The sequence below is a fragment of the Bacillus sp. FSL W7-1085 genome (assembly GCF_038595035.1).
In the GTDB taxonomy this organism is placed as follows: Bacteria; Bacillota; Bacilli; order Bacillales; family Bacillaceae; genus Bacillus; species Bacillus altitudinis.
This window is the reverse complement of sequence record NZ_CP152000.1, coordinates 2,785,396-2,806,794: the sequence shown is the minus strand read 5'-3', so window position 1 is coordinate 2,806,794 and position 21,399 is coordinate 2,785,396. Positions and strand designations below refer to the sequence as shown.

The following is a 21,399-nucleotide window of genomic DNA, read 5'->3' as shown; positions in this document are numbered from 1 at the left end:
CATATGAAGCCTATATACGCCTTTGATAAAGATTTTAAGTATATAACTGGTGGAGATAAAGAAATACCCGATGATGCTGAAATTCCAGAGGGTTTTACAGATGTTCAACCGCAAGAAGGGTTGTACATCGCAAAATACAATCCTTCAAGTAAGACATGGAGTGAGTCGGCAACCAAGGAATACATTGATAGCTTACAAACAGAGCAACCACCGTATGATATTGATTTACTAAAACAGCAAAATGCGGTGTTAACTAAACAATTGAGTCAGCTTTCAAAAGATGCAGCTGCAGCTAAATTGCGTGAGGCACAGATGGCAAAACAACTGGCTCAACTCATGACAGAGATTCAGCAATTGAAGGGTGGTGAAAAATCATGATATATCCAACAGTTGCGGATATAAAGCAGTTTTGGGATTGGAAGTGTTATGGTCCAGAGGATATTGCTTTTTATGTAGAAATCGGTTGGATTAACAAAGAAGACTATCAAGAAATAACGGGAGAACATTACGAAGCCTAAATAGGCTTTTTATTTTGCCTTCTTTAAGGGGGTGGACAAAGTGAGGGAGTAGGTGAGTATGGTGGAAATGGATTTGGCTCAATATTTGATGACACAAGGACCCTTTGCAGTTCTTTTTTGTTGGGTGCTGTTTTACGTATTAAACACAACAAAGGAACGAGAAAACAAGCTCAATGAACAAATCGAAGCGCAAAATGATGTGTTAGCAAAGTTTAGTGAAAAGTATGACGTCGTCATTGACAAACTCGACAAAATAGAACGGAATTTAAAATAGGAGGAAACATTTATGAAGAACTTCGACAAAGGCACTGTCATTCGCACAGTGCTTCTTTTTATGGCATTGATCAACCAAGCATTAATACTATTTGGCAAGCCAATCTTGCCGATCAGCGAAGATCAAATCACATCATTAGCTGAGACATTGTACCTTGCTGGCTCAATGATCTTTACAATCGTAACAACCCTTGCTGCATGGTTCAAAAACAACTATGTGACTGACAAAGGCAAGTTACAAAAAGAAGTCCTGAAACAAAAAGGATTAACGAAGTAAGGAGCTGCCACGTGGCGGCTCTTTTTATATTAAATTGATCAAAGGAGACGATGAAAGTGGTAAAAATCATTAAGGATTTTATTCCAAAGAGTAATGGAAACCGTCCGCAAAACTATATGAAACCTTTATATATAACAGTCCATAACACCGCCAATATATCTAAAGGAGCAGACGCAGCAAGTCACGCAGCTTTCGTAAAACGATCGAGTACAGGTGTAAGCTGGCACTACACTGTGGATGATAAAGTCATTTATCAACATCTGCCGTTGAATGAAAATGGATGGCATGCGGGAGACGGCAGAGGAACCGGAAATATGAAGTCGATAGGCATTGAAATTTGTGAAAATGCAGACGGCAATTTTGAGAAGGCGGTTGAAAATGCTCAATGGCTCATTCGTCAGCTGATGACGGATCAAGGCATTCCATTGGCCAACGTTGTGCCACATAAAAGATGGAGCGGCAAAAATTGCCCTCGCAAGCTGTTGAATCGTTGGGATTCCTTTAAAGCGGGTATCGCAACCGCTCATACAGGGAAAAAGGCAACAGCGAAGCCGGCGACACCTGTAAAAAACACACCATCCAAGCCAAAAGCGAGTAAGCCTAAAAAGTCGTTTAACTTACCATCTGGCATCATTAAAGTAACGAAGCCTTTGACAAAGGGCGCTGGAGTAAAAGCATTGCAGGAAGCCCTTGCTGCTGTTTATTTCTATCCTGAAAAGGGAGCGATCAATAATGGAATCGATGGCTATTACGGACCAAAAACAGCGGATGCAGTCAAGCGATTTCAATTAATGAACGGCCTAACGGCGGACGGCATATACGGGCCGAAGACAAAAGCAGCGTTAGAAAAGCTATTAAAATAAAAATCTATAGACATATGACTATAGGAAAAGAAATTAGCCCCTGTCCTTAATGGATGGGGGCTTTTTTTATTTGTCGTAAATTACATACTTTATTACTAATCCACATTCGCTATTCGGTTATTTATAACTATGGAAATTATTGTATATTTTAAGTTATGCTTAACCTGTGATTACAAAGGGAGGGTTTTATTTGAATAAAAAATGGATAAAAAGAACATCTTTGTCCATTGTAGCTGCGTTGGGTATCTCCTGTACGCTTGGAGAGTTTGCAGATGCAAAAGCTAATCAGCCACAATATGAACAAAAAACATCGTCTGAATCATTTACAAAAAACGATTCTGAATTATATCAAGGCGCGTTAGATCTTGGCCTAACTGACAATGACATCTTTAAAATCGACAGTCTTTTCGACAAAGAAGATAAAGCCACAGTACATAATCCTATACTTGTTGTGATCGGTATAATTACTGGGATGACCGCAATTGTGGGGAGTGGATATGCTGCTGGTCGCTATATCGCCAATCAACTTTACAAGCGCAAGCAGTTAACGAAATCAACTTATAAAAAACACAGATGGGGTTTCAGAGCAGCATTAGTTCCGGTTATCGGAATTGCAGCTACATTTGGCTTTGATGACTACTATATGGATATTTAACATGTTTGAGTATATTTTGATTTTACTTATAGTTGCAACTTTGTTATTTACAGTCGTAGAGGTTTCTAAGGTCAAACGAGAAAACAAATCCCTTAGAAACGAGATAGAAGAGATAAAGAAAAACATTAACAAATGAAACTTATTGGCCGTCCAGAAGGACGGCCTTTTATCAGATTGTTTTTACATTTAGTATATCTGCAAACCGTATAAAGTTTGTGTCGCCACGTTCATCCTTAACTCTGAACTCTTTTCTTAGATGATCCACGTACCCGACTTTCCCTGTAATCTCACGAACAAACCCATTGTCGTACAGATCGAAACTAAGGTATAAGTCTTCGCTCATAGCAGCTGCAATGGTATATTCAAACTCTTCCAATTGTTCTGCGCTTAATGTTGGCCGCTCGATCTTATGTTTTGCAAGATGAAGCTGCCTTAGCGCTTCGTTGTGTTCCGGCAGAATAAATTTCATCTGCCATCTATTTTGATCTTTTCTTTCATCCCACACAATATCACCTCAAAAGGAAGTATAACCGAATGTTTGTTCTGTGTCTGAATTTGAGTTATAATAAATTTATATACGGTTTACCTGCGGAAACGGGATGAAAAATTCGTATATTTCAATGATTTACTTCTTTATCAAACCACTATTACTCATGTATTACTCACATGGCTCCTTTACAGGAGCTCTTTTTTTGTTCTATTTGCGGTTTCTTTTCGGTGCTTTGTAAATTCCTGTATGTAATAATATATGTAATATAAGGGAATTTTGTGGAAGGGGAGTAAGGGGATGGAGAAGGTTCTTTCTTCACATGTTGGTGTGAAAATAAATGAATGGTATAAAATGATTCGTCAATTTAGTGTTCCAGATGCAGAGATTTTGAAAGCTGAGGTAGAACAAGAAATTGAACGAATGGAAGAAGACCAGGATTTACTGATTTACTATCAATTGATGTGCTTTCGCCACCAGCTTATGCTTGATTATATTAAACCTTCAGAGCAACGGTCTTTATCGATTGCAGACCTAGTGGATAAAATCGAGAATTCAAATCATAAATTATCCGGCATGCTGCAGTATTACAACGCATTTTTTCGCGGAATGTATGAGTTCAGTATAAAAGAATATGTACAGGCCATCCAATATTACAAGATCGCTGAGCGGCAGCTCGCACTGGTTGTAGATGATATTGAGCAAGCGGAGTTTCACTTCAAGGTGGCTGAAGCCTATTATATTATGAAACAAACCCATGTTTCTATGCATCACATCATAAAGGCGCTTGAAATATACGATCAGTATGAGTTATACAAGATTAGAAAAGTTCAATGCTTATTTGTAATCGCAGGAAATTATGATGATTTTAAGCAGTATGAAAAATCATTAATACATCTGAATAAAGCCTATTCCATCGCCGAAGAAATAGCGGATAAAAGGTTGATTGCCAAGGCACTTTTAAATATAGGAAACAATTATGAAAAAAAACAAGATTATGCAAAGGCTATCCAATATTATCAAGAGTCCCTTGAAATATCAGAAGATGATGTGGACGATGTAAAATCGGTCATATATGTTAACCTTTGTTGGGCGCTATATAAGACAGGAGAAAATGATGAAGCATCCAAATTAGTGGATAAAGCTTTGGAACTTGTCTCTCATAAAGAGAACCAGCACGAAATTTTATTAATACGTTCTATAAGAACAACATATGAAAGTAATGATGAGGAAGAGATTCAAGCTATGCTACAGACATTTGAAGAAAAGCAGCTGTTTGTTTTCGTAGAAGAATTCACTAAAAACCTTGCAGTTATTCATGAAAAAAGAGGAAAGTTTGAGAAAGCAACAGAATATTACAGGAAGGCATTTCAAGCCCAACATAATATTCAAAAAGGAGAGTGTCTTTATGAGTGTTAAAAAAATGATTGTTATAAGCTCTATTATCCTTCTAGGTGCAGGTGTACATGAAGCATCTAGCTTGATTAAACCAGCATCAAATCGGAATACAACAATGGAGGAGTCGAATAGAAATACAACTTTCATTCCACAAAAAATCGATCGAAACACGACTATGATCGATCGAAACACAACTTCTCAAAACGTATAGGCAAAATTAAAACAGACCCTGCATGGTCTGTTTTTTTATGGGGACGGATTGGGGACCAACCCTTTCAGTTTTGTTCAGAAATGAAAATATTTATTCAGAAAGGCTCATCATAGAACCTTATTAAATCAGTCTTTTTCAGAGAACGTCTGTTTGCTTCGGGCGGTGTCGTTCACCCTGCCAGCGTAGCGCTCTCCCAGCTGAGCTAATGCCCCGAAGTATTACGACATAACTTATTATAATCAATCCTCCTGTAAAATTCAAGCTGTAAAACACAAACACCCCGGCTAATTTTCTTTCTGATCAATCGGAATATAGTCAAAGATTTCTCCCGAATGAACCGAGTGGGCTAATCGTCTAAGCCAGTCATAATAGGCTTTTGAGCTTTCAAGCTGTTCAATGAGCTGTTTCGCTTCCTCTTTTTCATGTTCCTCCGCCTGATCATCACGAGCTACATCTTGAAGGCGTTCTTGCGCTTCTTCAATCGCTGTTAGATTTACCTCAACCTCTCGTTCCCATTTTTGCGGGAAGAAGTTCATGAAAAACTTAAAAAAGTCTTTCTCAGCAACAAAGCTGTGTTTTCTTCGGCCACGGTGAAAGGTCTTTTTGACAATATTCATGTCTTGCAGTTTTTTCACACCCGTACTCATACTAGGCTTACTCATTTGCAGCTCTTCACGCATCTCATCCAGCGTCATTTCCTCATTTAAATACATCGTCCCATATAAAATACCCGCACTTCTAGTAATGCCATAGAGATCCATTGTTTCAGCGATGGAATCAATGACGAGATCTTTAGCAGCTAAAATGCGTTCTTCTGCTTGTGGCTGGTCCTGCTTTTTCATCTTGTCCCTGCTTTCTATTAAGTGAATTCAATACGTTCAAAAAAATCTTTATGGACTATATGTTAACGAAAGAATGCAAAATGTCAAAATAAAAGAAGCATATCCACCCTTTGACAGAAAAATTTGAACATGTTAAGTTAATTATGTTCAAAACGTTAAATTTTTATTTAACAAACTTACCAAAGAGAATCAGAGGAGGTTCCTTCTATGAGTCAAACACTATTTATCGATGGACAATGGGTTGGCGCTAAGAGTGGCGACACAAGAGATATCATCAATCCATTTAATCAAGAAGTGATCGCGACAGTCAGTGAAGGATCAAGAAATGACGCGCAGTTAGCCATTAAGGCAGCAAGAAAAACCTTCGATCAAGGTGATTGGGCAAACATGCCTGGACTTGAAAGAGGAAATATTGTGTTCAAAATTGCGGAATTGATTAGGCGAGACCTTGATGAATTAGCCAAATTAGAATCACTTGATACGGGTAAAACATTAGAGGAAAGCAAAGCAGATATGGACGATATTGCGAATGTATTTCAATATTATGCCGGTCTTGCTGATAAGGATGGCGGGGAAATCATTGCATCGCCTATTCCAAACTCAAAAAGCGAATTAGTCCGAGAACCTGTCGGTGTATGCGGTCAAATCACTCCTTGGAACTATCCATTGCTTCAAGCGAGCTGGAAAATCGCTCCTGCCCTTGCAGCTGGAAATACAATCGTACTAAAGCCAAGTGAAATTACACCATTAACCACGATCAAAGTTTTCAAACTTATGGAAGAAGCGGGTGTTCCAGCAGGCGTTGCCAACTTAGTGCTTGGACCTGGAGCAACTGTTGGAGATGAGCTGGCTGTCAATGACCAAGTCGATTTAATTTCATTCACAGGCGGTATTGAAACAGGTAAGAAAATCATGCAGGGAGCCAGCGGGAATGTGAAGAAAATCGCCCTTGAGCTCGGCGGGAAAAACCCGAATATCGTCTTTCAAGATGCTGATTTAGACGTAGCGGTTGACCAGGCAATGAATGCTGTGTTTTTCCATGCAGGGCAAGTGTGTTCAGCAGGTTCACGCTTGTTAGTGGAAGAATCCATTCACGATGAATTTTTAGAAGAACTGGTGAAGCGTACGAAAAAAATCAAGCTAGGCAACGGCTTTGATGAAGGAACCCAGAGCGGACCGCTTATCTCAGCTGAGCATCGAGAAAAAGTAGAAAAATACGTCAGCATCGGTTTAGACGAAGGTGCAACATTAGAAACAGGTGGGAAACGACCTGATGCAGAGGAGCTTCAAAAAGGATTCTTCTACTTGCCGACGATTTTCTCAGGCTGTACATCAGACATGCGAATTGTACAGGAAGAAGTGTTTGGACCAGTCCTCACTGTCGAATCCTTCCGATCAGAGGAAGAAGTCATCGAGCTGGCAAATGACACGATTTATGGTTTAGCAGGAGCGGTGTGGTCTTCTGATATCGGCAAAGCCGAACGAGTGGCTCGTCAATTAAGATTAGGCACGGTATGGATCAACGACTTCCATCCTTATTTTGCCCAAGCACCGTGGGGTGGGTATAAACAATCAGGTCTTGGACGTGAATTAGGACGTACGGGCCTTGAAGAATATACGGAACTAAAACATTTATATCGAAATACAAAACCAGAAGCGGTTCATTGGTTTAAATAAATATCACTTATCTGGAGGAGATTCTATATGACGTTAAATATGAAAATTGAAAGCATGCAAAAATTCCATACGTTTGAAATTCCGACTGTCATCAAGCATGGCATTGGGGCAGTGAAACATGTTGGGGAAGAAGTGAGAGCATACGGCGTTTCAAAGGTATTGCTTGTCACAGATCCTGGTATTTATCAAGCAGGTGTTGTAGATCCAGTGATTGCTTCATTAAAAGAAGCGCAAGTTGATGTGGTTCTATTTAATAAAGTAGAACCAAACCCGCCAGTCCGTTTAGTGAGTGAAGGATCTGCGTTATATGAAAAAGAAGGCTGTAATGGTTTAGTCGCAGTAGGCGGCGGAAGCTCAATGGATACAGCGAAGGCTATCGGTGTGGAAGCGACTCATGAAGGATCAGTTCTTGATTACGAAGCGGCTGAGGGGAAAAAACCGCTTGAAAATAGAATCCCTCCGTTAACCACAATTCCGACAACGGCTGGTACAGGTTCAGAGGTCACGCAGTGGGCAGTGATCACTGACGAAGAAAGGGAATTCAAATTCAACACAGGTGGACCGCTCATTGCAGCTCACCTAACAGTGATTGATCCTGAGCTTCATGTATCTATGCCGCCGCATGTGACGGCAATGACGGGTATCGATGCGCTTGCGCACGCGATCGAATGCTATACGATGAAGTTTGCTCAGCCAATTACAGATGCGGTAGCGCTCATGGCCATTGAATATGCTGCTCATTATATTCGCCGTGCCTTTGCCGATGGAGAGGATTTGGAAGCAAGATATGGCATGGCACAAGCTGCGATGCTTGCCGGACTTTCCTATGGCAGTGAATCAGCTGGCGCAGCCCATGCGATGAGCCAAACGCTTGGAGGCATTATTCCAGTCGCACATGGTCAATGTGTAGCGGCAATGATGGGACCTGTCATGGAATATAACTGGAAAGGGTACCCAGAGAAATTCGCTCGAATTGCGCAAGCATTCGGGATTGATACAAGCAGAATGACAACAGAGGAAGCTGCAAAAGCAGCAGTGAATTGGATGTATGATTTAGTGGAAGACCTAGAAGTTCCTTCATTAGAAGAACAAGGTGTACCAAAAGATATGATCGACCGTTTATCTAAAGAAGCAATGAAAGATCCGCAAACAGTTGGAAACCCAAGAGACCTGAACGAAAAAGCATACAACTGGATTTACGCTCGCTGCTTTGATTTAACACCTAAAACAGTGTAACAATGAAAAAAGGCTCCCAAAAGGGAGTCTTTTTTACATCTTATAGCTGTTCTTTAATTTCTTTAATTTGATGAATATGGCGCTTTTCATGTGCGCCGATAAAATCAAGGTATTGCTTTAATGAAAGTTCTTCAAACACAGGATGTGCAATCACGCGTTTGAAATCTTCCTCTGTAAACGTTGATAAAATTTGATTGAGCTTCTCACGTGCTGTATCGAGCTCATCCTTTAAATGTGTAGGTGTTACATGCTTGCGATCAGGCGCTACGATACTAGGCGCAGTGGCTTTTTTTGAACGATCCTCTGCCATTTCCACTGGCTTTGGTTCATATTCTTTGATCGGTGCTTTTTTCCCCTCGGCAGCTAGATGTTTTGCTGCAACTAGGTCCATCTTCTTTAAATGATCTGCAACTTCTTGAATACTCCAAGTATCATCAGATAATTTTTGATTTAATTGTTCTTCGCTCAATCCTTGCAGCTCCTGCCACAATTCTTGTCTTGCTTCATGTAATAAACTCATTTCTCTCACCTCAAGATCAAATTTTATCATACTGGTACAAGACAATCATTCTTTAGCTATCCGAGAAATCCTTTAATGAATTGTGATGAAAAATGAAACCTTTACAAAAGTGGTTCGTATTACCTGTTAGAAGGAATACACTTGGATGTGAGCATAGTCTAAATGAATGAAAGGCTGCTCATTTCATAAAGAAAGGGTGAGGAAGATGGATGTGTTTGGGCTGCCTCTTCAGACGCTGTACTTATACATATTGATGGTATCAGGAATCCTGACGCTTGTTTTCGTCTTTTTTGGCGATGTATTTGATGGATTGTTTGAAGCGATTCCTGTCCCGTTCCTTCAACCAACATTGATCCTCGCATTTCTTACCTTTTTCTCGGCTGGAGGATTTATCTCTGAAAAAACAGCAATTGTAGGAAGTGGACTTGGCGCCGTATTATCTGCCATCCTCGCAGTGGTTCTCGTTACTTGTTTAAATGTATTTGTCTTAGTCCCGCTTTCCTCTGCTGAAGAATCTCTTTCATATACGGAGGCCGACCTAAAAGGAAGAACTGGGGAGATCATTGTATCTGTACCAAAAGATGGGTTTGGAGAAGTGCTGTTAATTAGTAACAGCGGAAAAATCTCAAAGCCTGCCGTCAGTTTCGACGAAGAGGAGATTCCATATGGAACCCGGGTGCTGGTCGTCGAAGTGAACAAAGGCGTGTTATCTGTTATACCAAATGAAGAAATCTAGGAGGGAATGCTATGCCAGGAACAACCATATTAATTATTATTGGAATTGTGCTTGTGATTCTCATTGCACTTATTGGTGTATTTGTTTCGAAATACCGGACAGCTGGTCCAGATGAAGCATTAATCGTCACAGGAAGTTACCTCGGAAGTAAAAATGTCCACGTGGATGAAGGTGGAAACAAGATTAAGATTGTAAGAGGTGGAGGTACCTTTGTACTCCCTGTTTTTCAACAAGCAGAGCCGCTCAGCTTACTATCTAGCAAGCTAGATGTTTCAACGCCTGAAGTCTATACTGAACAGGGTGTACCGGTCATGGCGGATGGAACGGCCATCATTAAAATTGGCGGATCAATTGAAGAAATCGCCACTGCGGCAGAGCAGTTTTTAGGGAAAACAAAAGAAGATCGTGAAAATGAAGCAAGAGAAGTACTAGAAGGACACCTTCGCTCCATTTTAGGGTCAATGACAGTTGAAGAGATTTATAAAAACAGAGAGAAATTTTCTCAAGAAGTACAGCGTGTCGCTTCTCAAGATCTAGCGAAAATGGGTCTTGTCATTGTATCGTTTACAATCAAAGATGTCCGTGATAAAAATGGCTATTTAGAATCACTAGGTAAACCTAGAATTGCTCAAGTGAAACGCGATGCAGATATTGCGACAGCAGAAGCAGATAAAGAAACACGTATCAAACGTGCAGAAGCAGATAAAGATGCGAAGAAATCTGAGCTTGAGCGTGCCACTGAAATCGCTGAAGCAGAAAAAATCAATGAGCTGAAAAGAGCAGAATTCAGACGTGAACAAGATACAGCAAAAGCAAGCGCTGACCAAGCGTACGATCTTGAAACAGCTCGTAATCGTCAGCACGTAACTGAACAAGAAATGCAAGTCAAAATCATTGAACGTCAGAAGCAAATTGAATTAGAAGAAAAAGAGATCCAGCGTCGTGAGCGTCAATACGATTCTGAAGTGAAAAAGAAAGCAGATGCGGACCGTTATGCTGTTGAGCAGTCGGCTGCGGCGGAAAAAGCGAAGCGTCTTGCAGAAGCAGATGCGAAGAAATACAGCATTGAAGCAATGGCGAAAGCAGAAGCAGAGAAAGTTCGGATTGACGGGCTTGCCAAAGCGGAAGCCGATCGTGCAAAAGGGGAAACAGAAGCAGAAGTCATTAGGTTGAAAGGACTTGCGGAAGCAGAAGCGAAAGAGAAAATTGCAGAAGCATTCGAACAGTATGGTCAAGCGGCGATTCTTGATATGATTGTGAAAATGCTACCTGAATATGCGAAACAAGTATCTGCTCCACTTTCTAACATTGATAAAATTACAGTTGTTGATACAGGTGGTAACGGGGAAGGCAGCGGCGCCAACAAAGTGACTGGCTATGCGACAAACCTTATGTCCAGTCTTCAAGAAAGTCTGAAAGCTTCCTCTGGAATTGATGTTAAAGAAATTATTGAGAATTTCTCTGGCAAAGGCAATGTGAAACAAAGCATCCAAGAACTGACGAATGAAATCAAACAGCCAAGAAAAAAAGAAATCGCTGATCGTCAAATAGAAGAATAAAAATCAAAAGACACCTTCTGATTGAGGGTGTCTATTTTACTTGGGGCACATGCCGGTGTCTTTTGATAGATGAAGAGAGATTCACAAGAATGCCTGCAGATATCATCATGAACACCAATGAAGATCCGCCGTAGCTAATAAAGGGAAGAGGAATGCCTGTAATGGGGAGAAGCCCAAAGACAGCTCCTAGATTAAAGGCTGCTTGAATCATAATTTGAAAAGTAAGCCCGATCGTTAATAGCTTTCCAAATGGATCTTGTAAACCTTGAACGATTCGAACGGCGCGATACATGATGAGTAGGTAGGCACCCATCACAAACGACAGCCCCATGATTCCCAGCTCTTCACTGATGATGGCCATAATAAAATCTGTATGGGCTTCAGGAAGAAATCCTAGTTTTTGAATACTTCCGCCTAAACCATTCCCGGTCAGTCCTCCTGAATCCATGGCGAGATAAGAATGGATCAGCTGATAACCATCTCCATCTTCATACATGAAAGGATCACGAAAAGAAGTGATCCGTTTCAAACGATAAGGAGCGGTCACAGCAAAAAAAGTGATCCCTGCCGCAGCCGTCGAACCTAGTAGAATGAGGTGGCGTGTTTTAAGTCCAGCACATAATAAGACGATACCGCAGCTCAATAAAATAGAAACTGCTGTACCTAAATCTGGCTGTTTTAAAATCAATAAAAAAGCTAGACTTAAAAGAAGAAGTGGAGGTAGTACTCCTTTTTTAAAGGATGTAATGTACGCTTGTTTCCTTGCATATACATAGGCAAAATAGATGATCATCACTAATTTCACAGCCTCAGACGGCTGGATGATCAGAGAGCCCAATTGAATCCATCGCTGTGAATTGTTTTTGACAACACCGATTCCAGGAAGCAGGACAAGGAGAAGACATAACAATGACAGCATCACAAGCCACCGAATCCATTTACGGTAAACTTGATATGGAACCAGGGCCGCAGCGATGAAAAAGAAGAACCCAATCAAAAGCCATTGCCACTGTTTCATGAAGAAGTAGCTGCCCTGTCCATATTTTATTTCGCCTAAAGGATAACTCGCACTGTACACCATCAGTAATCCAAAGAAACAAAGACAAACAATCGTCCCAGCAAGAATGTAGTCGATTTTTTTTAGGTGAGAAAGAATCAATGACATCACCTTCAATCCCAGTTACGTCCAAACATGTAGGATGAGGACCTCAAATTGACACTAAACACAAGGCCAATGGCAATCATATTGGTTAAAAGCGCACTGCCTCCATAGCTGATAAAAGGAAGGGCAAGACCAGTCACAGGCATTAGCCCTACTGTCATCCCAACGTTTTGGAAGACTTGAAAAACGATCAGCCCAACCACTCCAGCACATATATAAAGCCCATAAAGGGTATTCGCATGCATTGCCACATGAATCATTCGATAGACCATCATAAGATATAAACAGATCAATAGGGAGGCGCCGATAAAACCAAATTCCTCGCCAATGACTGCAAATATAAAATCTGTATGGGCTTCAGGGATATTTCCCCCTTGTACTTGATTTCCTTTTGTATACCCGCTTCCTGATAATTGCCCTGACCCAATGCCAAGCATTGCTTGTTTCAGTTGATAACCATATGTCGAATCAAATTCATCTGGGGAGAGCCACCCATAAATGCGATCAAGCTGATGAGGTTTAATCACTTTTGTAAAGTGCTCAAAATGTTCATTGTGCAAGTAGGTCAAAAATGCAAGAAGCGCAAGAAAAGAAGCGATTAATGCAGCGATCATCTTACTTGAAATGCCTGACACAAGCATCAGTGTAAAAGCAATAGACAAGATCACAAGTGCCGTCCCCAAATCTGGCTGAATTAAAATCAGGAAAAAAGGAACAGCGGTCCAGCATATGATGTTCATTGTAGGAATCATGCTTTCTTTAAACGAAAAGCGCTGATGTTTGTATCGATTTAAAATAGCCGCTAACAGAAGAATGACAAAAATTTTCATAAATTCTGATGGTTGCACTTTCATGGGCCCCAAGCTGATCCACCTTTGGGATCCATTTTGATTCGTGCCAAAAAAATGAACGAGAATGATGAGGAAAAGACCACCTGCAAATAATCGAAAAGATAACCGCTCAAGCAGTTCATAATCAAAGTAAGCAACTGCCGCCATAAGGCCAAAGCCGACGATATACCAGAAAACTTGTCTTTTGACGAAATAAAACATATCTTGCGTTTCATACTGTCCCGATCCGCTATATACAGCCAGCAGGCTGATCACAAAGAAGCAAATGACAGTGAATAATAATGCGAAGTCAATGCTGTTCTGTTTTTTCATGTCTCTGTCACCTGCTATGACCTATTTGTCAGCTGGTTTAATACGACCTGCACCGCTGCAGCGTCATCAATATAGCCGATCGGAAAAATATAATCTGGTATTAAATCAACGGGCATAATGAAGTAAAGTAATGCGCCTCCCATCAACATCAATTCTCGAGAAGTCCCCCGTCCGCTCATAAACGAGCTGTACATGCTTTTCAATTGATCAAGAAATGGCCCAACACCGCTTATCGTATCTATCTTTTTTTCAAAATATGCCGAGATCGTTTCTTTTCCCTCGTCTGATTGACTATAGGTCTCATATTCATTTAGCTTCTGTTTCAATTCATTCTCGCTGAACGTCCCGTCATAGACATCATGATCTTTCAGCGTTCGCTCAATCTCTTCTACTGCTTGAATGAACGTATTACCGTGAACTCTGTCGTTTTTAATTGAAAATCCAGCCGTGGTCAATAGATGATCTAAAGAAATGTGTAGAGCATCTGAAAGCCGCTGTAAATGGTTCAAAGTCGGTTTTCTTTTTCCGTTCATGATTCTAGACAGTGTGGCTTTATCAATTTCTGTTTGTGTACTGAGTTCTCTTAATGAAAGAGAACGTATTTGCAGTTGTTCTTTTAAAAACTGCCGAAGCTCAGTTGTTTTAAATTCCATCTCTTTCTTCACCCTTTTCATAAAGTTCAACTCTTCAATAGAAGAAGTCGTACCCAATATATAGGGGTGTTGACAGAATGTCAACGAATATCCATTAGAGATTGATTTTTATAAAATAGCAACTTATCATATGAAACATAGAGTAAGAAATGGCTAAAAGGGGTGTGCAGATGAAGGTTAGACATGCAGTACATAATGATATTCCTAAAATTGCCGAAATTCATGTGAAGAGCTGGCAAACGACTTATCATGGCATTATTTCACAAGAGTATTTAGATGCTTTGAATGTAGAGGAGCGGGAAGAGAGCTGGAGAAGCAGGTCGCTTGAAGGCACGTTTGTCGCAGAGGATGCTGACGGAGTATTTGGTTTTGCTTCCTTCGGAAAACAGCGTGATGAGAGATATTCAATATATGATGGCGAGCTTTATGCCATCTATTTGTTGCAGAGAAAACAGAAATCAGGAGCGGGTATGGCTTTGATTGCAAAAGGTGTGGATTATTTAATAGAGAAAGGCTATCAGAATATGCTGCTCTGGGTATTTGAGCAAAACTCAGCGAAGCAATTTTATCAAAAACTTCAACCTAGTTTTGCCGTCACCAGCCAGTTTGAGCTGGCTGGTGAGAACCATGAAGAAATAGGGTATGGATGGGAACTGTCTGTCCTAAGTGATCATGTTCAACAGATTATATCGTCAGCTTCCAGTAATAATGAGAGAAAAAAGTAAAAAGGGTGGCGAGTAAAATATAAGATATAAAAGGAGAAGCCTCTACTTTTCCTTTCACACCTGCTATTTTTAATGCCTCATAGAAACTTGCCAAAAAGTAGGCGATACTGAGAATGTAACAGCACAGCATAATGGAGTAAGGATTCATTGTCGTACCTCCAGCATGAAATCTTCTACTATTAATAGATTCAATAGAGCAGCAAATTATGCATAAAAAAATAACCCGCTGAAACAGCTGGGTTATTTTTGTCGAGGAAAAACCAAACGAGATGCACTAGGGATGAGTAAACAAAGAACAATACTACAAATGATAAATGAAGGAATCATATATGTGCTGTTATAAACTAATGAATACACCCATCCTGGTGTTCCTTTTGGTGCATAATGAGAAAAGAAAACAACACCTGAAATAAAGAACGTCAGCAGTCTGAAGAAACTGGCGACAAATACAGCTAGGATAATATAGAAGAATTGTTTCTTTCGCTTTTTATCCTGAATGGCTTTTTTAATTGATCCTGAGAATAGCCCGCTTAAACAAATCACAACAGATGCGACAAAGTAATCGAGAAACCCTTGTACAGGTGTAGCAATAATAGGATTGTTCATCAGCTGCAGTCCTGCGATTAACACACCGATGATAAATCCAGCAGACACGCCCCATCTAATGGACATGAGAATGACAGGAATCATGATCAGTGCAATTGACCCGCCGTTTGGCATTCTTAAAAAGAGACCTGATAAATAATCTAAAACAAGTGCAAGAGAAGTCATGATGGCGATCTCCATCAGTCGTACTAATTGATTTGATTGTTGCATAAAAAAATCCCCTTTTCACGAATTGTGCAAGGAGAGACCATGTCAGGATGAGTATGTGATTCATAGAAAAACATATCGGCTTGAATACAATGCATGTATGCAAGTGATTCCACATTCCTACTTCAGTATTAACTGACAGGTTCAAAGGGTCAGAACAACGAATTGTTCACTCTCAGCACGAAGCTCCCCCTGCGGTTATTAAATTTCAATCTATTATAAATATACTAAAGACCTACAGGATCAACAATAGTGAATTACAGAGTTAAGCCCTTTTTGTACGAATATATAGGAAGAGATAAGGAAAAATAAATTATTTAGAAAAAATACTTGTTTCTTCTTTTAAAAGGTGTTATATTTGTATTCGCCGCTGAAACAGCGCGGTTGAGAAATAACATTCAAGAAAAAAGTTGTTGACTTCATTTTGATAGAATGTTATATTAATAAAGTCGCTTCTGAGCGATAACGATGATGATCTTTGAAAACTAAACAAGACAAAACGTACCTGTTAATTCGAGTTTTTATAAAAAAATCCTATGATACATCATAGGTAGTCAGTCAGACTGACGAGGCAGGAAATGATCACATGCTAAGTTCGCTACATCGTGTAGCAACGCATGTGTGATATGCATCCTGCATACCTCGGAGAGTTTGATCCTGGCTCAGGACGAACGCTGGCGGCGTGCCTAATACATGCAAGTCGAGCGGACAGAAGGGAGCTTGCTCCCGGATGTTAGCGGCGGACGGGTGAGTAACACGTGGGTAACCTGCCTGTAAGACTGGGATAACTCCGGGAAACCGGAGCTAATACCGGATAGTTCCTTGAACCGCATGGTTCAAGGATGAAAGACGGTTTCGGCTGTCACTTACAGATGGACCCGCGGCGCATTAGCTAGTTGGTGAGGTAACGGCTCACCAAGGCGACGATGCGTAGCCGACCTGAGAGGGTGATCGGCCACACTGGGACTGAGACACGGCCCAGACTCCTACGGGAGGCAGCAGTAGGGAATCTTCCGCAATGGACGAAAGTCTGACGGAGCAACGCCGCGTGAGTGATGAAGGTTTTCGGATCGTAAAGCTCTGTTGTTAGGGAAGAACAAGTGCAAGAGTAACTGCTTGCACCTTGACGGTACCTAACCAGAAAGCCACGGCTAACTACGTGCCAGCAGCCGCGGTAATACGTAGGTGGCAAGCGTTGTCCGGAATTATTGGGCGTAAAGGGCTCGCAGGCGGTTTCTTAAGTCTGATGTGAAAGCCCCCGGCTCAACCGGGGAGGGTCATTGGAAACTGGGAAACTTGAGTGCAGAAGAGGAGAGTGGAATTCCACGTGTAGCGGTGAAATGCGTAGAGATGTGGAGGAACACCAGTGGCGAAGGCGACTCTCTGGTCTGTAACTGACGCTGAGGAGCGAAAGCGTGGGGAGCGAACAGGATTAGATACCCTGGTAGTCCACGCCGTAAACGATGAGTGCTAAGTGTTAGGGGGTTTCCGCCCCTTAGTGCTGCAGCTAACGCATTAAGCACTCCGCCTGGGGAGTACGGTCGCAAGACTGAAACTCAAAGGAATTGACGGGGGCCCGCACAAGCGGTGGAGCATGTGGTTTAATTCGAAGCAACGCGAAGAACCTTACCAGGTCTTGACATCCTCTGACAACCCTAGAGATAGGGCTTTCCCTTCGGGGACAGAGTGACAGGTGGTGCATGGTTGTCGTCAGCTCGTGTCGTGAGATGTTGGGTTAAGTCCCGCAACGAGCGCAACCCTTGATCTTAGTTGCCAGCATTTAGTTGGGCACTCTAAGGTGACTGCCGGTGACAAACCGGAGGAAGGTGGGGATGACGTCAAATCATCATGCCCCTTATGACCTGGGCTACACACGTGCTACAATGGACAGAACAAAGGGCTGCGAGACCGCAAGGTTTAGCCAATCCCACAAATCTGTTCTCAGTTCGGATCGCAGTCTGCAACTCGACTGCGTGAAGCTGGAATCGCTAGTAATCGCGGATCAGCATGCCGCGGTGAATACGTTCCCGGGCCTTGTACACACCGCCCGTCACACCACGAGAGTTTGCAACACCCGAAGTCGGTGAGGTAACCTTTATGGAGCCAGCCGCCGAAGGTGGGGCAGATGATTGGGGTGAAGTCGTAACAAGGTAGCCGTATCGGAAGGTGCGGCTGGATCACCTCCTTTCTAAGGATATATGGAGCAGCGTACGTTTTTCGTCTTGTTTAGTTTTGAAGGATCATTCCTTCAAAACATGTCTCTAGCGAGACAGGATTGTTCTTTGAAAACTAGATAACAATAAGTAATACATTCACATTGAATGCAATGCAAAGTTCATCACACATAGTGATTCTTTCTAAAGTAAGAAATGGTTAAGTTAGAAAGGGCGCACGGTGGATGCCTTGGCACTAGGAGCCGATGAAGGACGGGACGAACACCGATATGCTTCGGGGAGCTGTAAGCAAGCTTTGATCCGGAGATTTCCGAATGGGGAAACCCACTGCTCGTAATGGAGTAGTATCCATACTTGAATACATAGAGTATGAGAAGGCATACCCGGGGAACTGAAACATCTAAGTACCCGGAGGAAGAGAAAGCAAATGCGATTCCCTGAGTAGCGGCGAGCGAAACGGGAACAGCCCAAACCAAGAGGCTTGCCTCTTGGGGTTGTAGGACACTCTATACGGAGTTACAAAGGAACGATATAAGCGAAGAGGTCTGGAAAGGCCCGCCAAAGAAGGTAACAGCCCTGTAACTGAAATGTTGTTCTCTCCAGAGTGGATCCTGAGTACGGCGGAACACGTGAAATTCCGTCGGAATCCGGGAGGACCATCTCCCAAGGCTAAATACTCCCTAGTGACCGATAGTGAACCAGTACCGTGAGGGAAAGGTGAAAAGCACCCCGGAAGGGGAGTGAAATAGATCCTGAAACCGTGTGCCTACAAGTAGTCAGAGCCCGTTAACGGGTGATGGCGTGCCTTTTGTAGAATGAACCGGCGAGTTACGATCCCGTGCAAGGTTAAGCAGAAGATGCGGAGCCGCAGCGAAAGCGAGTCTGAATAGGGCGCATGAGTACGTGGTCGTAGACCCGAAACCAGGTGATCTACCCATGTCCAGGGTGAAGTTCAGGTAACACTGAATGGAGGCCCGAACCCACGCACGTTGAAAAGTGCGGGGATGAGGTGTGGGTAGGGGTGAAATGCCAATCGAACCTGGAGATAGCTGGTTCTCTCCGAAATAGCTTTAGGGCTAGCCTCAAGGTAAGAGTCTCGGAGGTAGAGCACTGATTGGACTAGGGGCCCCTACCGGGTTACCGAATTCAGTCAAACTCCGAATGCCGATGACTTATCCTTGGGAGTCAGACTGCGAGTGATAAGATCCGTAGTCGAAAGGGAAACAGCCCAGACCGCCAGCTAAGGTCCCAAAGTATACGTTAAGTGGAAAAGGATGTGGAGTTGCTTAGACAACCAGGATGTTGGCTTAGAAGCAGCCACCATTTAAAGAGTGCGTAATAGCTCACTGGTCGAGTGACTCTGCGCCGAAAATGTACCGGGGCTAAACGTATCACCGAAGCTGCGGACTGTTCTTACGAACAGTGGTAGGAGAGCGTTCTAAGTGCAGTGAAGTCAGACCGGAAGGACTGGTGGAGCGCTTAGAAGTGAGAATGCCGGTATGAGTAGCGAAAGACGGGTGAGAATCCCGTCCACCGAATGCCTAAGGTTTCCTGAGGAAGGCTCGTCCGCTCAGGGTTAGTCGGGACCTAAGCCGAGGCCGAAAGGCGTAGGCGATGGACAACAGGTTGATATTCCTGTACCACCTCCTCACCATTTGAGCAATGGGGGGACGCAGGAGGATAGGGTAAGCGCGGTATTGGATATCCGCGTCCAAGCAGTTAGGCTGGGAAATAGGCAAATCCGTTTCCCGTGAAGGCTGAGCTGTGATGGCGAGCGAAATTTAGTAGCGAAGTTCCTGATTCCACACTGCCAAGAAAAGCCTCTAGCGAGGTGAGAGGTGCCCGTACCGCAAACCGACACAGGTAGGCGAGGAGAGAATCCTAAGGTGATCGAGAGAACTCTCGTTAAGGAACTCGGCAAAATGACCCCGTAACTTCGGGAGAAGGGGTGCTTCTTAGGGTGTTAAAGCCCCGAGAAGCCGCAGTGAATAGGCCCAGGCGACTGTTTAGCAAAAACACAGGTCTCTGCGAAGCCGTAAGGCGAAGTATAGGGGCTGACGCCTGCCCGGTGCTGGAAGGTTAAGAGGAGCGCTTAGCGTAAGCGAAGGTGCGAATTGAAGCCCCAGTAAACGGCGGCCGTAACTATAACGGTCCTAAGGTAGCGAAATTCCTTGTCGGGTAAGTTCCGACCCGCACGAAAGGCGCAACGATCTGGGCACTGTCTCAACGAGAGACTCGGTGAAATTATAGTACCTGTGAAGATGCAGGTTACCCGCGACAGGACGGAAAGACCCCGTGGAGCTTTACTGCAGCCTGATATTGAATGTTGGTACAGCTTGTACAGGATAGGTAGGAGCCTTGGAAACCGGAGCGCTAGCTTCGGTGGAGGCATCGGTGGGATACTACCCTGGCTGTATTGACCTTCTAACCCGCTGCCCTTATCGGGCAGGGAGACAGTGTCAGGTGGGCAGTTTGACTGGGGCGGTCGCCTCCTAAAATGTAACGGAGGCGCCCAAAGGTTCCCTCAGAATGGTTGGAAATCATTCGCAGAGTGTAAAGGCACAAGGGAGCTTGACTGCGAGACCTACAAGTCGAGCAGGGACGAAAGTCGGGCTTAGTGATCCGGTGGTTCCGCATGGAAGGGCCATCGCTCAACGGATAAAAGCTACCCCGGGGATAACAGGCTTATCTCCCCCAAGAGTCCACATCGACGGGGAGGTTTGGCACCTCGATGTCGGCTCATCGCATCCTGGGGCTGTAGTCGGTCCCAAGGGTTGGGCTGTTCGCCCATTAAAGCGGTACGCGAGCTGGGTTCAGAACGTCGTGAGACAGTTCGGTCCCTATCCGTCGCGGGCGCAGGAAATTTGAGAGGAGCTGTCCTTAGTACGAGAGGACCGGGATGGACGCACCGCTGGTGTACCAGTTGTTCTGCCAAGGGCATCGCTGGGTAGCTATGTGCGGACGGGATAAGTGCTGAAAGCATCTAAGCATGAAGCCCCCCTCAAGATGAGATTTCCCATTCCGCAAGGAAGTAAGATCCCTGAAAGATGATCAGGTTGATAGGTCTGAGGTGGAAGCGTGGTGACACGTGGAGCTGACAGATACTAATAGATCGAGGACTTAACCTATATTCTAATGTGAAGCGTGAACATTGTTATCTAGTTTTGAGAGAACATTCTCTCCATCAGGTTTGGTGGCGATAGCGAAGAGGTCACACCCGTTCCCATACCGAACACGGAAGTTAAGCTCTTCAGCGCCGATGGTAGTTGGGGGTTTCCCCCTGTGAGAGTAGGACGCCGCCAAGCTTTTCAAAGGATCAGTTCCAATCGGAACTGGTCTTTTTTGTGCTGTTTGAAAGAAGATCACCTTGATACAGATGTGGTATAAATCAGGTTGTTTTAATTCACTATAAGCGTGGAGATGCTCTAAATTAACGTGAAAGTCTGTGAAGCATGTT

At 43.1% G+C, this 21,399-nt stretch carries 20 protein-coding genes, 3 rRNA genes and 1 riboswitch; of the genes, 16 read left to right on the top strand and 7 right to left on the bottom strand.

Going from position 1 to position 21,399, the window contains the following annotated elements; all coding sequences use genetic code 11:
• Positions 1 to 3 precede the first annotated feature (3 nt).
• The 6 genes from MKY11_RS14540 to MKY11_RS14515 all read left to right on the top strand — a co-directional run bounded on the left by MKY11_RS14540 (position 4) and on the right by MKY11_RS14515 (position 2,586).
• Positions 4 to 378: a hypothetical protein gene (locus MKY11_RS14540; protein WP_342501515.1), complete on the top strand. Its 375-nt coding sequence runs from the start codon at positions 4 to 6 to the stop codon at positions 376 to 378.
• The gene (locus MKY11_RS14535) at positions 375 to 518 is read left to right on the top strand and encodes an XkdX family protein (protein WP_342501514.1); all 144 of its coding nucleotides are present in this window, start codon (positions 375 to 377) and stop codon (positions 516 to 518) included. Before MKY11_RS14540 ends, MKY11_RS14535 begins: the two co-directional genes overlap by 4 nt.
• 61 nt (positions 519 to 579) lie before the next feature.
• Positions 580 to 792, top strand: coding sequence for a BhlA/UviB family holin-like peptide (locus MKY11_RS14530; RefSeq protein ID WP_034620157.1), 213 nt, complete (start codon positions 580 to 582; stop codon positions 790 to 792).
• 12 nt (positions 793 to 804) lie between these two features.
• Positions 805 to 1,068: a phage holin gene (locus tag MKY11_RS14525; protein WP_342501513.1), complete on the top strand. Its 264-nt coding sequence runs from the start codon at positions 805 to 807 to the stop codon at positions 1,066 to 1,068.
• A 56-nt stretch (positions 1,069 to 1,124) separates the two neighbouring features.
• Positions 1,125 to 1,931: an N-acetylmuramoyl-L-alanine amidase gene (locus MKY11_RS14520; protein WP_342501512.1), complete on the top strand. Its 807-nt coding sequence runs from the start codon at positions 1,125 to 1,127 to the stop codon at positions 1,929 to 1,931.
• 190 nt (positions 1,932 to 2,121) lie between these two features.
• Positions 2,122 to 2,586, top strand: a complete 465-nt coding sequence (locus MKY11_RS14515) for a hypothetical protein (protein ID WP_342501511.1) — start codon at positions 2,122 to 2,124, stop codon at positions 2,584 to 2,586.
• A 169-nt stretch (positions 2,587 to 2,755) separates the two neighbouring features.
• On the opposite strand, the gene MKY11_RS14510 is transcribed toward MKY11_RS14515, so the two are convergent.
• Positions 2,756 to 3,091: a YolD-like family protein gene (locus MKY11_RS14510; RefSeq protein WP_342501510.1), complete on the bottom strand. Its 336-nt coding sequence runs from the start codon at positions 3,089 to 3,091 to the stop codon at positions 2,756 to 2,758.
• A 282-nt stretch (positions 3,092 to 3,373) separates the two neighbouring features.
• On the opposite strand from MKY11_RS14510, the gene MKY11_RS14505 reads away from it, so the two are divergent.
• Together MKY11_RS14505 and MKY11_RS14500 are read left to right on the top strand one after the other, a co-directional pair.
• A complete protein-coding gene (locus MKY11_RS14505; protein ID WP_047946747.1) occupies positions 3,374 to 4,492 on the top strand; it encodes a Rap family tetratricopeptide repeat protein in 1,119 nt (372 codons plus the stop codon).
• Complete coding sequence (locus tag MKY11_RS14500) at positions 4,482 to 4,682, top strand: hypothetical protein (protein ID WP_047946748.1); 201 nt, start codon at positions 4,482 to 4,484, stop codon at positions 4,680 to 4,682. Before MKY11_RS14505 ends, MKY11_RS14500 begins: the two co-directional genes overlap by 11 nt.
• 284 nt (positions 4,683 to 4,966) lie before the next feature.
• Here MKY11_RS14500 and MKY11_RS14495 read toward each other — a convergent pair whose 3' ends face one another.
• Positions 4,967 to 5,524 (bottom strand): GbsR/MarR family transcriptional regulator, encoded by a 558-nt coding sequence (locus MKY11_RS14495; RefSeq protein ID WP_274660884.1) that lies wholly within the window; start codon positions 5,522 to 5,524, stop codon positions 4,967 to 4,969.
• Between the two features lie 207 nt (positions 5,525 to 5,731).
• Between MKY11_RS14495 and betB the strand changes: the two genes are divergently transcribed.
• Both betB and MKY11_RS14485 read left to right on the top strand, forming a co-directional pair.
• Entirely contained in the window at positions 5,732 to 7,201 is a 1,470-nt protein-coding gene (gene betB, locus MKY11_RS14490; RefSeq protein ID WP_041507663.1) for a betaine-aldehyde dehydrogenase, read from the top strand.
• 27 nt (positions 7,202 to 7,228) lie between these two features.
• Positions 7,229 to 8,437, top strand: a complete 1,209-nt coding sequence (locus MKY11_RS14485) for an iron-containing alcohol dehydrogenase (protein WP_274660883.1) — start codon at positions 7,229 to 7,231, stop codon at positions 8,435 to 8,437.
• A 40-nt stretch (positions 8,438 to 8,477) separates the two neighbouring features.
• Here the strand turns inward: MKY11_RS14485 and MKY11_RS14480 are convergent, their stop codons facing one another.
• Entirely contained in the window at positions 8,478 to 8,957 is a 480-nt protein-coding gene (locus MKY11_RS14480) for a DinB family protein (protein ID WP_047946755.1), read from the bottom strand.
• A gap of 205 nt (positions 8,958 to 9,162) precedes the next feature.
• On the opposite strand from MKY11_RS14480, the gene MKY11_RS14475 reads away from it, so the two are divergent.
• Both MKY11_RS14475 and MKY11_RS14470 read left to right on the top strand, forming a co-directional pair.
• Positions 9,163 to 9,693 carry a hypothetical protein gene (locus MKY11_RS14475; RefSeq protein ID WP_017359006.1) on the top strand — a complete coding sequence of 177 codons (531 nt, stop codon included), beginning with the start codon at positions 9,163 to 9,165 and terminating at the stop codon, positions 9,691 to 9,693.
• Positions 9,694 to 9,704: 11 nt separating this feature from the next.
• Positions 9,705 to 11,252 carry a flotillin family protein gene (locus MKY11_RS14470; protein WP_008344044.1) on the top strand — a complete coding sequence of 516 codons (1,548 nt, stop codon included), beginning with the start codon at positions 9,705 to 9,707 and terminating at the stop codon, positions 11,250 to 11,252.
• A 31-nt stretch (positions 11,253 to 11,283) separates the two neighbouring features.
• Here MKY11_RS14470 and ftsW read toward each other — a convergent pair whose 3' ends face one another.
• From ftsW to MKY11_RS14455, 3 genes are read right to left on the bottom strand one after another with little or no spacing between them, the layout of a single operon-like run.
• On the bottom strand, positions 11,284 to 12,426 hold the full coding sequence (ftsW, locus tag MKY11_RS14465; RefSeq protein WP_274660882.1) for a putative lipid II flippase FtsW: 1,143 nt from the start codon (positions 12,424 to 12,426) through the stop codon (positions 11,284 to 11,286).
• Positions 12,423 to 13,577: a rod shape-determining protein RodA gene (gene rodA, locus MKY11_RS14460; protein WP_008344041.1), complete on the bottom strand. Its 1,155-nt coding sequence runs from the start codon at positions 13,575 to 13,577 to the stop codon at positions 12,423 to 12,425. Before rodA ends, ftsW begins: the two co-directional genes overlap by 4 nt.
• Positions 13,578 to 13,591: 14 nt before the next feature.
• Positions 13,592 to 14,251 (bottom strand): DUF1232 domain-containing protein, encoded by a 660-nt coding sequence (locus tag MKY11_RS14455; protein ID WP_342501509.1) that lies wholly within the window; start codon positions 14,249 to 14,251, stop codon positions 13,592 to 13,594.
• A 149-nt stretch (positions 14,252 to 14,400) separates the two neighbouring features.
• Between MKY11_RS14455 and MKY11_RS14450 the strand changes: the two genes are divergently transcribed.
• On the top strand, positions 14,401 to 14,955 hold the full coding sequence (locus MKY11_RS14450) for a GNAT family N-acetyltransferase (RefSeq protein WP_024719667.1): 555 nt from the start codon (positions 14,401 to 14,403) through the stop codon (positions 14,953 to 14,955).
• Between the two features lie 240 nt (positions 14,956 to 15,195).
• On the opposite strand, the gene thiT is transcribed toward MKY11_RS14450, so the two are convergent.
• Positions 15,196 to 15,771 (bottom strand): energy-coupled thiamine transporter ThiT, encoded by a 576-nt coding sequence (gene thiT, locus MKY11_RS14445; protein WP_007500615.1) that lies wholly within the window; start codon positions 15,769 to 15,771, stop codon positions 15,196 to 15,198.
• Positions 15,772 to 15,868: 97 nt separating this feature from the next.
• Positions 15,869 to 15,971: riboswitch (TPP riboswitch) on the bottom strand.
• A 436-nt stretch (positions 15,972 to 16,407) separates the two neighbouring features.
• On the opposite strand from thiT, the gene MKY11_RS14440 reads away from it, so the two are divergent.
• The 3 genes from MKY11_RS14440 (at position 16,408) to rrf (ending at position 21,247) form a co-directional block, all read left to right on the top strand.
• Positions 16,408 to 17,956 (top strand): 16S ribosomal RNA (locus tag MKY11_RS14440).
• Between the two features lie 183 nt (positions 17,957 to 18,139).
• Positions 18,140 to 21,070, top strand: a 23S ribosomal RNA gene (locus tag MKY11_RS14435).
• Positions 21,071 to 21,131: 61 nt separating this feature from the next.
• Positions 21,132 to 21,247: ribosomal RNA gene (gene rrf, locus MKY11_RS14430) — 5S ribosomal RNA — on the top strand.
• The 16S, 23S and 5S rRNA genes sit together here, the layout of an rRNA operon.
• Positions 21,248 to 21,399: the final 152 nt, after the last annotated feature.

Excerpts from the sequence above, each read along its gene's own strand:
- MKY11_RS14485 (WP_274660883.1), top strand. The coding sequence starts at position 7,229 with ATGACGTTAAATATGAAAATTGAAAGCATGCAAAAATTCCATACGTTT.
- MKY11_RS14505 (WP_047946747.1), top strand. The coding sequence starts at position 3,374 with ATGGAGAAGGTTCTTTCTTCACATGTTGGTGTGAAAATAAATGAATGG.
- MKY11_RS14495 (WP_274660884.1), bottom strand. The coding sequence starts at position 5,524 with ATGAAAAAGCAGGACCAGCCACAAGCAGAAGAACGCATTTTAGCTGCT.
- betB (WP_041507663.1), top strand. The coding sequence starts at position 5,732 with ATGAGTCAAACACTATTTATCGATGGACAATGGGTTGGCGCTAAGAGT.
- MKY11_RS14470 (WP_008344044.1), top strand. The coding sequence starts at position 9,705 with ATGCCAGGAACAACCATATTAATTATTATTGGAATTGTGCTTGTGATT.
- MKY11_RS14455 (WP_342501509.1), bottom strand. The coding sequence starts at position 14,251 with ATGAAAAGGGTGAAGAAAGAGATGGAATTTAAAACAACTGAGCTTCGG.
- MKY11_RS14480 (WP_047946755.1), bottom strand. The coding sequence starts at position 8,957 with ATGAGTTTATTACATGAAGCAAGACAAGAATTGTGGCAGGAGCTGCAA.
- MKY11_RS14535 (WP_342501514.1), top strand. The coding sequence starts at position 375 with ATGATATATCCAACAGTTGCGGATATAAAGCAGTTTTGGGATTGGAAG.
- MKY11_RS14525 (WP_342501513.1), top strand. The coding sequence starts at position 805 with ATGAAGAACTTCGACAAAGGCACTGTCATTCGCACAGTGCTTCTTTTT.
- MKY11_RS14500 (WP_047946748.1), top strand. The coding sequence starts at position 4,482 with ATGAGTGTTAAAAAAATGATTGTTATAAGCTCTATTATCCTTCTAGGT.
- rodA (WP_008344041.1), bottom strand. The coding sequence starts at position 13,577 with ATGAAAAAACAGAACAGCATTGACTTCGCATTATTATTCACTGTCATT.
- MKY11_RS14450 (WP_024719667.1), top strand. The coding sequence starts at position 14,401 with ATGAAGGTTAGACATGCAGTACATAATGATATTCCTAAAATTGCCGAA.
- MKY11_RS14475 (WP_017359006.1), top strand. The coding sequence starts at position 9,163 with ATGGATGTGTTTGGGCTGCCTCTTCAGACGCTGTACTTATACATATTG.
- MKY11_RS14540 (WP_342501515.1), top strand. The coding sequence starts at position 4 with ATGAAGCCTATATACGCCTTTGATAAAGATTTTAAGTATATAACTGGT.
- thiT (WP_007500615.1), bottom strand. The coding sequence starts at position 15,771 with ATGCAACAATCAAATCAATTAGTACGACTGATGGAGATCGCCATCATG.